This is a genomic window from Streptosporangiales bacterium (genome assembly GCA_009379955.1).
Taxonomy (GTDB): domain Bacteria; phylum Actinomycetota; class Actinomycetes; order Streptosporangiales; family WHST01; genus WHST01.
Window position 1 is genome coordinate 1 of the sequence record WHST01000082.1, and the last position, 14,872, is coordinate 14,872.

The window sequence follows — 14,872 nt, forward strand, 5'->3', positions numbered from 1 at the left end:
ACAACGTCGGCTGATCGTTTACAGTTCTGAACACGATGGCCTCGATCCCTTCTAGCCCAAGGGTTCGAGGCCATCCTCTCCACCACCAGCCACCACATCATCGACCGCCACGCTGCGACTTTTTCAGGTCGAAGTAGCTACCTGTTCTGCACCCTCTGCGGACGACGCATGTATGGCAAGACCAAGCACCACACCGCCTATTACGTGTGCGCCCCGAAGAAGGCATGGCTCCCTGCGGGGCACCCGCCCTCGACCTACTGGGTACGCGAAGACCACCTCATGAACGGGCTCACCGAGTTCCTCGCCACCCAGGTCTTCGGGCCCTACCGCCAGGACCTGCTCGGTGACACGCTCCAGGCACTCGACGAGCAGGAGCGCCAGCAGCGGCTGGACCGGATCAGCGCCCTACGCCAGGCCATCACGACGACTCATACCAAGAGCAAACGGCTGATCCATACCCTCGAACTCGCCGAGGACATCGACGCCGACCTCATCCGCGACGTCAACACCCGCCGAGCCGAACTCCACGCCCAGCGCGCCGACCTGGAAAGTCAACTCGCCGACATCGAGGACGAAGTCCACCAGGAAGCCAACCTCCGCCTCCTCGACCAGCTCCCCGTCAGCCCCATCGACCTCGCGCACCTACCCGACGACCTGTCCCGCCGCCTCTTCGAAGCACTGCGTCTCGAGATCGGCTACGACTACCAGACCCGCACCGTGACTTGCCGGATCACTCTGACCGGCGACACCATTCACGCCGTCGCCCAGACCAGCACGCACACCGTCGACCAGGTCACTCAGCGCGACACAAACCGCCAGCAGGGCGAAATCGTGATCACGCCAGGACGTGATCACCCACCCGGGACCGTCTGTGTAGCGCCCCCGGCAGGATTCGAACCTGCGCTCACGGCTCCGGAGGCCGTTGCTCTATCCCCTGAGCTACGGGGGCTGACGTTCGATCGGACCAGCGCAGCCTACCAGTCGGTTCAGGGGCGGCGGCGTGGGTCGCGCGGTGGTCACACGACCTCGAAGTTGGACATCATCATCATGTCCTCGTGCTCGAGGTTGTGGCAGTGGAAGACGTACTTCCCGCGGTAGCCGTCGAAGCGGAGCAGGATCTCGGCCTGGCCGCCGTTGTCGAGGTTGACGGTGTCCTTCCGGCCGGCGTCGTACGGGCCGGGGCGCCCGTTCTGGCCCTTGGAGAGCACCTGTCCCTCGGCCAGGTGGACGTGGATCGGGTGCTCGACGTTGAGCGTGCGGATCTTCCACAGCTCGACGCTGCCGAGCGCGGGCCTGGCGTCCACGCGGTTCGGGTCGAACGGCTTGCCGTTGACGGTCCACAGGGTCATGCCGTGGGCCTCGGCGCCGCCGCGCTGGAACGTGAGCTCGCGGGTGACGGTGGCGTCCGAGCGGGTCAGCGGACGGACGTCGGCGAGCCGGTCGGGCACGCGGCTGTCGTCGGCGGCGCGGCGCGTGACCACGAAGCGCATGACCTGGGCGGTGCCGTCGTCGCCGAGCTCGTTGACGAGTGTCACCTGTTCGCCGACGCGGTACCTCGAGAAGTCCACGACGACGTCGAACCGCTCTGCCTGGGCGATGTCGATCCTCTCGTGCCGGACGGGACGGGCCAGCAGCCCCAGGTCGCTGCCGATCTGCACGAACGACGTGCCGCCCGGGGGCGGCGGGTCGAGCGCGAGGCGGTAGCGGCGGGCGTTCGAGGCGTTGAGCAGGCGGAACCGGTAGCGGGTGGCGGTGACCTCGAGGACGGGCCATGGCGCGCCGTTGACGAGGACGCAGTCGCCGAGCACGCCGCTCATGTAGTCGTCCTCGACGCCCGGCTGCCCGCGCAGCGACGGCGTTCGCGACGGGTAGTGGAACGCGCCGTCCTCGGTGAACGAGCGGTCGGTGATCATCAGTGGGACGTCGCGCTCGCCCGCGGGCAGGTCGAGCGCCTCCTCCTCGTCGTCGCGCACGAGGTGGAACCCGGCCAGTCCCCGGTAGACCGCGGGACCGGTGAAGTCCATGCGGTGGTCGTGGTACCAGAGGGTCGCGGCCGGCTGGTCCAGCGGGTACTCGTACGTCTTCGCGCCTCGCGCCAGCGCGCCGCCGTGTGCGTGGTCGTCGTCCCAGCCGCTGACGGGCGCGATCATGTCGGTGGGGTAGCCGTCGTGCTCGGCCGGGGTGCGGCCGCCGTGCAGGTGGACGACCGTCGGCACGCCGAGCTCGTTGCGGTGCCTGACGACGGTGCGCCTGCCGCGGCGTGACTCGACGGTGGGACCGGGGAAGATCCCGTCGTACCCCCACACCTCGGTCGTCACGCCGGGCAGGATCTCGGCCTTCGCCACCCGCTGCGTGATCTCGTAGTGGTCGGCGTCCCCGGTCCTCCGCACCGGCTTCAGCACCGGCGGGATGGGCAGCGGGACCTGGAACGGCTTCGGCAGCTCCAGCCCGCTGCGCAGCACGGTGCCGGCGCTGCCCTGGGCGCTGTTGTTGCCTCCTCCGGACGGGAGGACACCGCTCCCGCACGCGACGGCGCCGGCGGGCACGAACAGCGCGACGCCCCCGGCGAGTCCGAGGCGCAGGAAGTCCTTGCGCGACATCTCCACGTGGTGTTCCTCTCCGCGGCGTGCGCCGCTCAGCTGGACGTGTCCTTGTCGCGCCCGCCGCGCCGGCCGACGAGCACTCCGGCGACGACGCCGAGCAGCCCGCAGACCGGGGTGAGCGCGCCGAGGGCGCCGATGACGGGGCCGGAGAGGTCGCCGGCACTGCCGACCCCGACGGCGGCGCGCGCGACGACCTCGGTCAGGACGAAGCCGAGGATGACTCCGCAGAAGAAGCCGAGTACGGCCAGTCCAAGGGTGCGCACGGCAGGTTCCTCTCTCACTCGGACGATCAGTGGTCTCTCCGACGACGCTAGGGACGTACGCGCCTCACGTCGTCGGGCGACGGTCGCGTCGTGCGGTCGCCTCTCGACGTACGCGCGGCATGCGCGGGTACACCGAGAGGCGACACCGGCTGCCGCCTTCGGCGTGATGGCACCGGCGCCTGCGGTGGCTACGCTTACCGCGTGCGACGACCGGACGGACCGAACGGGCCGGCCACGGTGCGGGATCACCCTGGTCTCGGATCGGTGCCGCCGGTGGTCGTCGACGCGGTCCTCGGTGCCGCGGTGGCCGTCGTCGTCGCGGTCGCGATCGCCGCCAACCTCGGCGGGCAGCGCTCGCCCGAGCCCCTCGCGTACCTGTTCGCGCTCGGCCTCGGCCTGCTCATGCTCGTGCGGCGGCGCTACCCGGTGCTCGCCCTCGTCGCGACGTCCGTCGGCCTCCTCGCGTACTACGTCGGCGACTACCCGCCCGTCGGGCTCGCGCTCCCGGTCGCGGCCGCGCTGTACTCCGCCGCGGAGCAGGACCGCCTCCGCTGGGCGGTCGGCATGAGCGTCGCACTGCTCGCGATCTCGACCTTCTTCCGCGTCCGCGAGGGCGACGACCTCGGCTACCTGCTCGGGTACGAGCTGGCGACCACCGTCGCGGTGATGGCCGCGGCGGTCGCGCTGGGCGACGGCGTACGGGCGAGGCGGATGTATCGCGCGGAGCAGCGCCGGCGCGAGGCGCTGATGCTGGCCGAGCGTGAGCACGAGGCGGCGGAACGGGTCGAGCAGGAGCGCCTGCGCATCGCCCGCGACCTCCACGACGTCCTCGCGCACACGGTCGCGGTCGTGTCGATCCAGTCCGACGTCGCCACAGAGGCGCTCGACGACGAGGACGACGAGGCCACCCGCGCCGCGCTCGCCACCATCCGTTCGGCGAGCAGTGAGGCGACCCGGGAGCTCCGCTCGACGCTCGCCGTCCTCAGGCGGCCCGCGGAGGGCGAGCCCGTGCTGCCGACCGGCAGCCTGCGGCACCTCGACACCGTCGTCTCGGCCACGACCGAGAGCGGGCTGCCGGTCGACCTCCGCGTCGAGGGCGAGCCCGAGCCGCTGCCCGCGGTCGTCGACACGACCGCCTACCGCATCGTCCAGGAGTCGCTCACCAACGCCCTGCGGCACGCCGACGCCGACCGGGTCGAGCTCGTCCTCCGCTACTCCGCCGACCGCCTGGAGATCCAGGTCACCGACGACGGACACGGCGGCGACGCCGGGACCGGACGCGGAGTCACCGGGATGCGCGAGCGGGCCGAGCTGGTCGGCGGCACCGTGGCCGCAGGCAGCCACCCGGGCGGCGGGTTCCGTGTGTCCGCCGTCCTGCCCGTGGCGGTGCACCGATGATCCGGGTCGCGCTGGTCGACGACCAGCACCTCGTGCGCACCGGGCTGCGTGCGCTGCTCGAACGCGCCGACGACATCGCGGTGGTCGGCGAGGCCGCCGACGGGGCCGCCGCGGTGTCGCTGGTCCGCGCCGAGCTCCCCGACGTGGTGCTGATGGACGTGCGGATGCCGGGCGTCGACGGCATCGAGGCCACCAGACGCATCGTGGCGGACGAACACCTGCGCGAGGTCCGGGTCGTCATGCTGACGACCTTCGACACCGACGAGCACCTCTTCGAGGCGATCCGCGTGGGCGCGGCCGGCTTCCTCCTCAAGGACACCGGCCCCGACGAGCTGCGCCAGGCGGTACGCGTCGTCGCCGGCGGCGAGGCGTTGCTGTCCCCGTCGATCACCCGGCGGGTCATGGACGCGGCGGCGTCCTCCGCGCCGCTGCGGTCCGACGAGCGGCTCGCGCCGCTCACCGAGCGCGAGCGGCAGGTGCTCGTCGAGATCGCGGCCGGCCGGTCGAACGACGAGATCGCCGAGGTGCTCTCGATCAGCCCGGCGACCGCGCGCACCTACGTCAGCCGCCTGCTCAGCAAGCTCCTCGCCCGCGACCGGGCCCAGCTCGTCGTCATCGCCTACCAGAGCGGCGCCGTCCCCTCGGGCCGGGACCAAGCGTGAGCGATACGGACCGGTTGCGGTCAGGCGACGGATTGCGCAACCTCGGGACGCGCGCCGGCGCGTCGACGTACGGTCGAGGCATGAGTGGCGCGGGAAGGGTTCTGGTCGTCGACGACGATCCCGTCATCCGTCAGCTCATCGCGGTCAACCTCGAGCTCGAGGGCTTCGAGGTGATCGAGGCGGGTGACGGCGAGGAGGGCATCGCCCAGGCGCTGGCCCATCGACCCGACGTCGTCGCGCTCGACGTGATGATGCCGCGGATGGACGGCTGGGTCACCGCGCTCCGGCTGAAGAACGACGCCCGCACCAGCGGTATCCGCATCGTCATCGTCTCCGCGCGCACCCAGCGCAGTGACCTCGACCGGGGTAAGCAGGTCGGCGCCGACGCCTACGTCTGCAAGCCGTTCGACCCCGCCGAGCTCGTCGAGGTGATCGGCCGGCTGGTCAGGGAGCGGGCGTCCTGACCTCACCCCGCGCGGACGCCTCGCTGCCCGAGGCCCGCCGTTCGCTCGTGCTGCGCGCCGCCGGACGGTCGGCCGGCCGCACGCCGGCCGACGTCCCCGTCCAGGGTGTCCGGGTCGTGGGTGACGGCGCTGCCCAGGTCGCGACGTACGGGGACCTCGTGCACCTGGTGGGCGCCGACGCGGCGGCGTACGCACTCGTGCGGACGCGGCGCTCGCGTCCGGTCGGCGTCGACCTGGACATCTGGTCGGGCAGGGACGAGCGCAACCCGCTGTGGCGGGTCGCCTTCGTCGCCTACTGGTCGGGCGAGCTGGTGCGCGTCGACGGGCACCCTCCCGACCCCGCGGCGGGCATCGACGACGCCGAGGCGGTGCGGCTGACGGCCGCGCTCGACGGTCTCCGCGACGCCCGGGACGCCGCCGGATCCAGGGGCGAGCCGCACCGGCTCGCCGACCACCTGGAACACGACGTGGTGCCGGCGCACCAGGCGTTCACCGGACTGGTCCACAGGTACGTGTCCAGACTGCGAGACGATCCGGCCGGTCCCGACGTAGCGGCGTACCGTTCGAGTCTGTCTCTCCTGACCCGCTGCGTCGACGAGGTCACCGCTGCCCTCGCCCTGCTGGGCGCGTCCTTGCCCGCCCGGTCGGAGGAGGCGAGTGTGGGGAGGAAAGGACCCGGAGCGTACGGAGGGGAACGAGGATGAGCAGGAACGTGCACCCTGCCGGGCAGCTGCACGCGGACATGCTGACGGAGGGTGCGACGTCGGCGCCTCCGGTCGACCTCAACGCGCTCGAGGGCGGCATCTGGTCCGCGACGGCCGAACGCGTCGGCGGCGCGATCAGCGTCGGTGGCGTCGACCTGCGCACCCTGGTACGCGAGCACGGCTCGCCCGCCTACGTGCTCGACGAGACGGACTTCCGCGCACGCTCGCGGGCACACCGCGAGGCGTTCGCCGGGTTCGACGTCTACTACGCGGGCAAGGCGTTCCTCTCCACGACCGTGGCGCGATGGCTCGCCGAGGACGGCCTCTCCCTCGACGTCTGCACGCTCGGCGAGCTCGCCATCGCGCGGCGCGCGGGCTTCCCCGCCGAGCGCATCGCCCTGCACGGCAACAACAAGTCGGTCGCCGAGCTGTCGGCCGCGCTCGACGAGGGCGTGGGCCGCATCGTCGTCGACTCCTTCGTCGAGATCGACCGGCTGGCGAAGCTCGCCGCCGACAAGGGCGCGCAGCCGAGCGTCCTGCTCCGCGCGTCGGTGGGCGTCGAGGCCCACACGCACGAGTTCATCGCGACCGCCCACGAGGACCAGAAGTTCGGGTTCGCGATCGCGACGGGCGAGGCGCTCGAGGCCGTACGCCGTGTACTCGCCTCGGCCCCGTTGCGCCTCGTGGGCCTGCACAGCCACATCGGCTCGCAGATCTTCGACACCGACGCGTACGAGCTCGCGGCACAGCGTCTCGTCCGCCTCGCCCTGCGGGTGCGCGACCAGCACGACCTGACGATCCAGGAGCTCGGCATGGGCGGTGGCCTCGGCATCGCGTACGTGCCAGGTGACGACCCGCCCGCGACGGAGGAGTTCGCCACCGCGCTCCGCACCATCGTCACCAGGGAGTGCGAGGCGAACGGGCTCCCCGTCCCTCGGCTGTCCGTCGAGCCGGGTCGTGCGATCGCCGGTCCCGCCATGTGCACCGTCTACGAGGTGGGCACGGTCAAGCCGGTGCGCATCGGTTCCGCGGGTGTCCGCACGTACGTCTCCGTCGACGGCGGGATGAGCGACAACATCCGTACCGCGCTGTACGGCGCCGAGCACTCCTGTGCAGTGGCGAACCGTGCCTCGGAGTCGCCGCCGGTCCTCGCCCGCGTCGTCGGCAAGCACTGCGAGTCCGGCGACATCGTCGTCAGGGACGTCTACCTGCCGGGCGACGTCGCGCCCGGCGACCTCGTTGCGGTGCCGGGCACGGGCGCGTACTGCCGGGCCATGGCGAGCAACTACAACCAGGTACCACGCCCGCCGATCGTCGCCGCGCGGGAGGGCCGTTCCCGGGTCGTGGTGCGCCGCGAGACGATGGACGACCTGCTCCGGCTCGACGTCGGGGCGGACGACACCGACCGGGAGGCGAAGGAGTGACCCGTGCCTGAGCGGACGAGCGGGCGCGCGGCGACCCCTGCCGGGGGATCGGTACGGATCGCGTTGCTCGGGTGCGGCGTGGTCGGCGGTGCCCTCGTACGGCTGATGCGCGACCAGGCCGACGACCTGGCGGCCCGCGTGGGCGCTCCGCTCGAGCTCGCCGGGGTCGCGGTCCGCCGGCCGGGGCGGCAGCGCGACGTCGAGCTCGACCCGTCGATCGTGACCACCGACGCGACGGAGCTGGTGACCCGCGACGGAGTCGACCTCGTCGTCGAGGTGATCGGGGGCATCGAGCCCGCGCGCACGCTGATCCTCGACGCCGTGCATGCCGGCAAGTCCGTCGTCACGGCCAACAAGGCGCTGCTCGCGACCCACGGCGCCGAGCTGCACGACGCCGCGCGGGCGCAGGGCGTCGACCTCTACTACGAGGCGAGCGTCGCCGGCGGCATCCCGCTGCTGCGGCCGCTGCGCGAGTCGCTCGTCGGCGACACCGTGCACCGGGTGCTCGGCATCGTCAACGGCACCACCAACTACATCCTCACCCGCATGTCGGAGACCGGCGCCGGCTTCGCCGACGCGCTGGAGGAGGCGACCGCACTCGGCTACGCCGAGGCCGACCCGACGGCCGACGTCGACGGCTACGACGCCGCCGCGAAGGCCGCGATCCTCGCCGAGCTCGCGTTCCACACCCGCGTCACCGCGGCCGAGGTCTACCGCGAGGGCATCTCCGACGTCAGCGCCGCAGACGTCGCGAGCGCGCGGGAGATGGACTGCGTCGTCAAGCTCCTCGCCATCGCGGAGCGCAGCGCGGCGGGCGACAGCGTCGACGTCCGCGTGCACCCGGCGATGATCCCGCGCAGCCACCCGCTCGCCGGGGTACGCGAGGCGTACAACGCGGTCTTCGTCGAGTGCTCGGCGGCCGGACAGCTGATGTTCTACGGCCAGGGGGCGGGCGGTCCTCCCACGGCGAGCGCGGTGCTCGGCGACGTCGTCGCGGTGGCGCGCAACGCGCGGGCGGGACGCTCCGCGGTCGGCAGCCCGCCGTACGCGCAGCTGCGGGTGCGGCCGATGGGCGAGGTCGCCACCAGGTACCACCTGAGCCTCGACGTGCTGGACAAGACCGGCGTGCTCGCCGAGGTCGCGCTGGTCTTCGCGGCCCAGGGCGTCTCGCTGCAGACGGTGCGGCAGGAGGGGCACGGCGACGACGCACAGCTCGTCGTCGTCACCCACGTCGCGCCCGACGCCGCGCTCTCGGCGACCGTGGAGGAGCTCCGCAACCTCGCCGTCGTCCGCGAGGTGGCGTCGGTGATGCGGGTCGAAGGGCTCTAGGACCGAAGCGATCGCGTGAAAGGCACCAGCACGATGGGGAGGGCACGATGGGCCTCTGGCGAGGCGTGATCGAGGAGTACCGCGCCCGGCTGCCGGTCGGCGACGACACGCCGGTCGTGACCCTCGGCGAGGGCGGCACCCCGCTCGTGCCGGCGCCGCGGCTGTCCGAGCGCACCGGTTGCGAGGTGTACCTCAAGGTCGAAGGCGCCAACCCGACGGGCTCGTTCAAGGACCGCGGCATGACCGTCGCGATCTCCAAGGCGCTCGAATCCGGCGCCGAAGCGGTGGTCTGCGCGTCCACCGGCAACACCAGCGCGAGCGCCGCGGCGTACGCGACCCGCGCGGGGCTGTCCTGCGCCGTGCTGCTGCCGCGGGGGAGGGTCGCGCTCGGCAAGCTCACCCAGGCGATCGCGTTCGGCGCCACCCTGCTCGAGGTCGAGGGGTCGTTCGACGACTGCCTGCGCGTCGCGCGCGACCTCGCCGAGCGCCACCCGGTGCTGCTCGCGAACTCCGCCAACCCGGACGGCCACCGCCTCGCCGGGCAGAAGACGGCGGCGTACGAGATCGTCGACGCGCTCGGGCGCGCACCCGACGCCCACCTGCTGCCGGTGGGCAACGCGGGCAACATCGCCGCGTACTGGCAGGGCTACGTCGAGTACGCCAAGGACGGCGTGACCAACCTCACGCCTCGGCTGCTCGGGTTCCAGGCGGCCGGTGCGGCGCCCATCGTCGCCGGTGAGGTCGTCCCCGAGCCGCACACGGTCGCGACCGCGATCCAGGTCGGCAACCCCGCGTCGTGGCAGCGTGCCCTCGCGGCACGCGACGAGTCCGGCGGCTCCATCGAGGCCGTCACCGACGAGCAGATCCTCGACGCGTACCACCTCGTGGCGGCCGAGGAGGCCGTGTTCTGCGAGCCGGCGTCCGCCGCGAGCGTCGCCGGGCTCCTCGCCGCGAGGCGGTCGGGGCTGCTCGAGGCGGGGTCGCTCGCGGTGTGCACGCTCACCGGCAACGGCCTGAAGGACCCCGGTCACGCCGTCGCCGGCCGCCCTGAGTCGGAGACGATCCCGGCCGAGGTCGGCGCCGTCGCGGCGAAGCTCGGCCTGACCACCGCGTGAGCATGACCGTCCGCGTCCGGGTGCCGGCCACGAGCGCCAACCTCGGACCGGGGTTCGACACCGCGGGTCTCGCGCTCGCGCGGTACGACGAGGTCGAGGCGTCGGTCGTCGAGTCGGGCCTGCGGGTCGACGTCGAGGGCATCGGTGCCGACTCGCTCCCGCGCACCGAACGACACCTGGTCGTACGCGCTGCGCGTGCCGCGTTCGAGGAGCTGGGCGGTCAGCCCGCAGGTTTCGCGGTGCGGTGCCGCAACGCGATCCCGCACGGCAGGGGCCTCGGCTCGTCCGCCGCGGCGATCGTCGCGGGCGTGGTGGCGGCCCGGGCTCTGCACGGGTGCGCCGACCCCGCGGGAGCGGAAGCGTTGCCGCTCGCCGCACGGCTCGAGGGACACCCGGACAACATCGCGGCCTGCCTGCTCGGCGGCGTCACGTTCGCGTGGACGGACGCCGACGGCACCGTCGACGCGGCACGCTTCGATCCCGCGCCCGACCTGACGGCCGTGGCGCTGGTGCCGCCGTTCGGACTGTCCACCAGGCGCGCCCGCGGACTGCTGCCCGCCCAGGTCCCGCATGCCGACGCCGCCGCGAACGCGGCGCGCGCCGCGCTGCTCGCGCCCGCGCTCACCGGCCGGCTCGACCTGCTGCGGGTCGCGACCGAGGACCGCCTGCACCAGGCGTACCGGGAGCCGGCGATGCCCGACACCCTGCGCCTCGTCGCCGCGCTGCGCGCGGCTGGCCATGCGGCCGTCGTGTCGGGCGCGGGTCCGGCCGTCCTCGTGCTCGGCTCGGCGCAGAGCACCGCGTCGGCGCGTACCCTCGCCGTCGCGGCGGCGCCGGACTGGGACGTCGTCGACGTCCCGATGGACGGGACGGGTGCGGTGGTGCTCTGACCTGCGTCTTCGCCGTCCCGGCACCGCGCGGGGCGGTCGGCGCGACCACGCAGTGCGCGCGTGACGTGCCGAATCGAGGCGTGATGCACGGTTCCGGCCGGAAGGGTGCTAATCTTCGTACTGCGTCGGGTTCCCAGCAGGGCACACCAGCTCGTCCGACAGCCCAGCAGGGCGGTTTTCGTACCCCAAGCAGTTGTCACGAGGTGCAGAGCACCCGGATTCGGGAACCCACGCATTGCGAGTAACCATCGATGGTTGCCAACCCGATCCGAAAGTAGCCGTACCTGCTGATCCAAAGCGTACGCGGGCGAAGCTACTTTCGAATCGATTGGCAACGCACTCGAACTCTGGAGGCAATCCTTTGGTGCCGCCGCCTTGCGGCGCTCCAGCTGGTTGTTCATAACCCCTCTTGGCTCCCAGGAGAAGGGAACCTTTCGTGAGCGACACCACGCAGGTCGCGCAGGACTCCGTCAGCGACGAGTCCGCCGACCGTGCATCCACTACACCAGCAAGGCGGCGGGGCGGGCTGAGCGGCATGTTGCTCTCCGAGCTCCAGCAGATGGCCTCCGGCATGGGCATCACAGGCACGGCCAAGATGCGTAAGGGCGAGCTGGTCAACGCCATCAAGGAGCGCCAGTCCGGCGGGTCGGGTGCCGCCGCCGAGCGGCGCAACGGCGCACCGCCGGAGCGAGCGGCCGCGGCCGAGGCGCAGCCCACGCTCGACGCGGGCGAGCCCGTGACGCAGTCCGCGTCACGTGAGCAGGGCCCGCCGAACGCGAGCGCCGCCGCCGAGGGCGGACGCGCCGAGCGTGGTCGGCGCACGTCCGCCGAGCGGGGCGGTTCGCGTGAGCGGCCCCGGCGGTCAGACGACCAGGGCGACGAGCGTCCGGCGAACGAGGCCGGCCGGTCCGGTGGCGAGACGCGCGACGACAAGCGCGACGACCAGGACGGTCGGCAGCGCGGCGCCCGCCAGCAGAACGACCGTCAGCAGAGCGACCGTCAGCAGAGCGACCGCCAGCAGGACGGCGGTGGCCGCGACAACCGTCAGCAGGACGGGGGCCGCGAGGGCGGCGGCCGCGACCGGCAGGACAACCGCCAGCAGGACAACCGCCAGCGCGGCGGGGGCGGCGGTGGTGGCGGTGCCGGCGGTGCCGGTGGCGACGACGACGGAAGTGGTGGCCGGCGCCGTCGCGGGCGCAGGTTCCGTGACCGCAACCGGGGCCGCGGCACGGGTGGTGAGCGGTTCGGCGGCGTCGGTGGCGAGGGCGAGCCCGAGGTCAGCGACGACGACGTCCTCATCCCGGTGTCGGGCATCCTCGACATCCTCGACAACTACGCGTTCATCCGTACCTCCGGCTACCTGCCCGGCTCCGACGACGTCTACGTCTCGCTGTCGCAGGTCCGCAAGCACGGGCTGCGCAAGGGCGATGTGGTCGCGGGCGCGGTGCGTCAGCCGCGCGAGGGGGAGCGCCAGCAGAAGTACAACCCGCTGGTCCGGGTCGACTCGATCAACGGCATGCAGCCCGACCAGGCGCGTGGCCGGGTGGAGTTCGGCAAGCTCACGCCCCTGTACCCGCAGGACCGGTTGCGCCTGGAGAACGAGTCCAGCAACCTGACCACGCGGATCATCGACCTCGTGGCGCCGATCGGCAAGGGCCAGCGCGGTCTCATCGTGTCGCCGCCGAAGGCCGGCAAGACGATGATCCTGCAGGCGATCGCCAACGCGATCACCACCAACAACCCCGAATGCCACCTCATGGTCGTCCTCGTCGACGAGCGGCCCGAGGAGGTCACCGACATGCAGCGGTCGGTGAAGGGCGAGGTCATCGCCTCGACCTTCGACCGTCCGGCCGACGACCACACCACGGTCGCCGAGCTCTCCATCGAGCGGGCCAAGCGCCTCGTCGAGCTCGGCTACGACGTGGTCGTGCTGCTCGACTCGATGACCAGGCTCGGCCGTGCGTACAACCTCGCCGCACCGGCGAGCGGCCGGATCATGTCCGGTGGTGTCGACTCGACCGCGCTCTACCCGCCGAAGCGGTTCTTCGGCGCGGCGCGCAACATCGAGAACGGCGGCTCGCTCACCGTGCTCGCCACCGCGCTCATCGAGACCGGGTCGCGCATGGACGAGGTGATCTTCGAGGAGTTCAAGGGCACCGGCAACATGGAGCTCATCCTCAACAGGAAGATCGCGGACAAGCGCGTCTACCCGGCGATCGACGTCGACGCGTCCGGCACCCGCAAGGAGGAGCTGCTCCTCCACGGCGAGGAGCTCAAGATCGTCTGGAAGCTCCGCCGGGTGATCTCGTCGCTCGAGATGCAGCAGGCGCTGGAGCTGCTGCTGCAGCAGATGCGCAAGACGTCGAGCAACACCGAGTTCCTGCTCCAGGTGCAGAAGACCACCCCGCTGCAGCAGGACAACAAGGACTGAGGACGGCGGGAACAACCTGCTCTGGCAGACTGTTCCGCTGCATACCGGCACCGCCTCCCGCCGCGTCCACCTGGCGCGACGAACCGGTGCTGACGAGCGAGGAGACAACGTGAAGGCTGGAATCCACCCCGAGTACGTCGAGACGACGGTCACCTGCACCTGCGGCAACACCTTCGTCACGCGCAGCACCGCCGAGAACGGCGTGATCCACGCCGACGTGTGCTCGAACTGCCACCCGTTCTACACCGGCAAGCAGAAGATCCTCGACACCGGTGGTCGGGTCGCGCGCTTCGAGTCGCGGTACAAGAAGGCCCGCAAGGGCTCGGACGGCGACACCAAGTAGCGATCGTCCGGCGCCGGCGCAGCACCGCCAAGTAGCGGGTGCCGCGACCGGCGCCGTTTCGTGTCCGCGGGGCGGCTGTCTCCGCCCCGGGGCATACTGGCGGGCGGGGACTCCGGGGAGCGACGTAGCGGTCGCGTGGCAGCAGTAGAAGGGTCAGGCGAAACGGCCGTGTTCGAGGTCGTCGACGATCTCGCCACCGAGTATGCCGAGCTGGGGCGGCAGCTCTCCGATCCCGCGATCCACGGGGACCAGGCGAAGGCACGCGAGCTGGGCAGGCGCTACGCCGAGCTCGGCCGCATCCTCACGGTCCACAAGGCATGGCAGGACGCCGGCAACGACCTGCAGGCCGCGGTGGAGCTCTCGGCCGAGGACTCGTCGTTCGCCGCCGAGGCCGACTCGCTGCGCGAGAGTCGCGCCGAGCTGGAGGCGCGGGTACGACGCCTGCTCGCGCCGCGCGACCCGGCCGACGACAAGGACGCGATCGTCGAGATCAAGGCGGGCGAGGGTGGCGAGGAGTCGGCGCTGTTCGCCGGCGACCTGCTCCGCATGTACTCCAGGTACGCCGAGCAGCGAGGGTTTCGCACCGAGGTGCTCGACGGCACCGAGTCCGGGCTCGGCGGCTACAAGGACGTCACCCTGGCGGTGAAGGTCAGGGGCGGCCCCCCCGAGCCGGGCGCGGGACCGTACGGCCTGCTCAAGTTCGAGGGCGGCGTGCACCGCGTCCAGCGGGTTCCGGTGACCGAGTCGCAGGGCCGCATCCACACCTCCGCCGCTGGCGTGCTCGTGTTCCCCGAGGCCGAGGAGTACGAGGTCGAGGTCGACGAGAAGGACCTCCGCATCGACGTCTTCCGGTCCTCGGGACCCGGCGGCCAGAGCGTCAACACGACCGACTCGGCCGTCCGCATCACGCACGTGCCGACCGGCGTCGTGGTCTCGTGCCAGAACGAGCGCAGCCAGCTGCAGAACCGCGACCGCGCCATGCGCATGCTCCGGGCACGGCTGCTCGCACTCCGGCAGGCCGAGGCGGAGAAGGAGGCGTCGGCGGCGCGGCGCAACCAGGTGCGCACGGTGGACCGGTCCGAGCGCGTGCGCACGTACAACTTCCCGGAGAACCGCATCTCCGACCACCGCACGGGCTACAAGGCCTACAACCTCGACCACGTCCTCGACGGCGAGCTCGAGCCGGTGATCCGGTCGCTGCTCGACGCCGACTCGGCGGCGCGGCTGGCCGCCTCCCAGACGTGAG

15 protein-coding genes and 1 tRNA gene are annotated in these 14,872 nt (G+C 72.1%); 11 read left to right on the forward strand and 5 right to left on the reverse strand.

Annotated features, from left to right (window positions below):
- Window positions 1-405 precede the first annotated feature (405 nt).
- The 5 genes from GEV10_21680 to GEV10_21700 form a co-directional block, all read right to left on the reverse strand.
- The gene (locus GEV10_21680) at window positions 406-642 is read right to left on the reverse strand and encodes a hypothetical protein (GenBank protein ID MQA81059.1); all 237 of its coding nucleotides are present in this window, start codon (window positions 640-642) and stop codon (window positions 406-408) included.
- A complete protein-coding gene (locus GEV10_21685) occupies window positions 643-855 on the reverse strand; it encodes a hypothetical protein (GenBank protein ID MQA81060.1) in 213 nt (70 codons plus the stop codon). It lies immediately after the preceding gene.
- 22 nt (window positions 856-877) lie between these two features.
- Window positions 878-949 (reverse strand) — tRNA-Arg (locus tag GEV10_21690).
- 67 nt (window positions 950-1,016) lie between these two features.
- Complete coding sequence (locus tag GEV10_21695) at window positions 1,017-2,600, reverse strand: multicopper oxidase domain-containing protein (protein MQA81061.1); 1,584 nt, start codon at window positions 2,598-2,600, stop codon at window positions 1,017-1,019.
- A gap of 35 nt (window positions 2,601-2,635) precedes the next feature.
- The gene (locus tag GEV10_21700) at window positions 2,636-2,866 is read right to left on the reverse strand and encodes a hypothetical protein (protein ID MQA81062.1); all 231 of its coding nucleotides are present in this window, start codon (window positions 2,864-2,866) and stop codon (window positions 2,636-2,638) included.
- A gap of 273 nt (window positions 2,867-3,139) precedes the next feature.
- Between GEV10_21700 and GEV10_21705 the strand changes: the two genes are divergently transcribed.
- The 11 genes from GEV10_21705 (at window position 3,140) to prfA (ending at window position 14,871) form a co-directional block, all read left to right on the forward strand.
- A complete protein-coding gene (locus GEV10_21705) occupies window positions 3,140-4,264 on the forward strand; it encodes a sensor histidine kinase (GenBank protein ID MQA81063.1) in 1,125 nt (374 codons plus the stop codon).
- Complete coding sequence (locus GEV10_21710; GenBank protein MQA81064.1) at window positions 4,261-4,926, forward strand: response regulator; 666 nt, start codon at window positions 4,261-4,263, stop codon at window positions 4,924-4,926. Before GEV10_21705 ends, GEV10_21710 begins: the two co-directional genes overlap by 4 nt.
- Before the next feature lie 80 nt (window positions 4,927-5,006).
- Window positions 5,007-5,390 (forward strand): response regulator, encoded by a 384-nt coding sequence (locus tag GEV10_21715; protein ID MQA81065.1) that lies wholly within the window; start codon window positions 5,007-5,009, stop codon window positions 5,388-5,390.
- Window positions 5,391-5,437: 47 nt separating this feature from the next.
- Complete coding sequence (locus GEV10_21720; GenBank protein MQA81066.1) at window positions 5,438-6,094, forward strand: hypothetical protein; 657 nt, start codon at window positions 5,438-5,440, stop codon at window positions 6,092-6,094.
- Window positions 6,091-7,518: a diaminopimelate decarboxylase gene (gene lysA, locus GEV10_21725; GenBank protein MQA81067.1), complete on the forward strand. Its 1,428-nt coding sequence runs from the start codon at window positions 6,091-6,093 to the stop codon at window positions 7,516-7,518. Before GEV10_21720 ends, lysA begins: the two co-directional genes overlap by 4 nt.
- 57 nt (window positions 7,519-7,575) lie before the next feature.
- On the forward strand, window positions 7,576-8,847 hold the full coding sequence (locus GEV10_21730; protein MQA81068.1) for a homoserine dehydrogenase: 1,272 nt from the start codon (window positions 7,576-7,578) through the stop codon (window positions 8,845-8,847).
- Window positions 8,848-8,894: 47 nt separating this feature from the next.
- Window positions 8,895-9,962, forward strand: a complete 1,068-nt coding sequence (locus tag GEV10_21735; GenBank protein MQA81069.1) for a threonine synthase — start codon at window positions 8,895-8,897, stop codon at window positions 9,960-9,962.
- Window positions 9,963-9,964: 2 nt separating this feature from the next.
- Complete coding sequence (locus GEV10_21740) at window positions 9,965-10,852, forward strand: homoserine kinase (GenBank protein ID MQA81070.1); 888 nt, start codon at window positions 9,965-9,967, stop codon at window positions 10,850-10,852.
- A gap of 436 nt (window positions 10,853-11,288) precedes the next feature.
- A complete protein-coding gene (locus GEV10_21745) occupies window positions 11,289-13,283 on the forward strand; it encodes a transcription termination factor Rho (GenBank protein MQA81071.1) in 1,995 nt (664 codons plus the stop codon).
- 109 nt (window positions 13,284-13,392) lie between these two features.
- Window positions 13,393-13,626, forward strand: coding sequence for a 50S ribosomal protein L31 (gene rpmE / locus GEV10_21750; protein MQA81072.1), 234 nt, complete (start codon window positions 13,393-13,395; stop codon window positions 13,624-13,626).
- A gap of 168 nt (window positions 13,627-13,794) precedes the next feature.
- Window positions 13,795-14,871: a peptide chain release factor 1 gene (gene prfA, locus GEV10_21755; protein MQA81073.1), complete on the forward strand. Its 1,077-nt coding sequence runs from the start codon at window positions 13,795-13,797 to the stop codon at window positions 14,869-14,871.
- Window position 14,872: the final 1 nt, after the last annotated feature.

Coding starts and splice junctions, on each gene's coding strand:
- GEV10_21695 (MQA81061.1), bottom strand. CDS start 2,600: ATGTCGCGCAAGGACTTCCTGCGCCTCGGACTCGCCGGGGGCGTCGCG.
- GEV10_21710 (MQA81064.1), top strand. CDS start 4,261: ATGATCCGGGTCGCGCTGGTCGACGACCAGCACCTCGTGCGCACCGGG.
- GEV10_21715 (MQA81065.1), top strand. CDS start 5,007: ATGAGTGGCGCGGGAAGGGTTCTGGTCGTCGACGACGATCCCGTCATC.
- lysA (MQA81067.1), top strand. CDS start 6,091: ATGAGCAGGAACGTGCACCCTGCCGGGCAGCTGCACGCGGACATGCTG.
- GEV10_21735 (MQA81069.1), top strand. CDS start 8,895: ATGGGCCTCTGGCGAGGCGTGATCGAGGAGTACCGCGCCCGGCTGCCG.
- GEV10_21740 (MQA81070.1), top strand. CDS start 9,965: ATGACCGTCCGCGTCCGGGTGCCGGCCACGAGCGCCAACCTCGGACCG.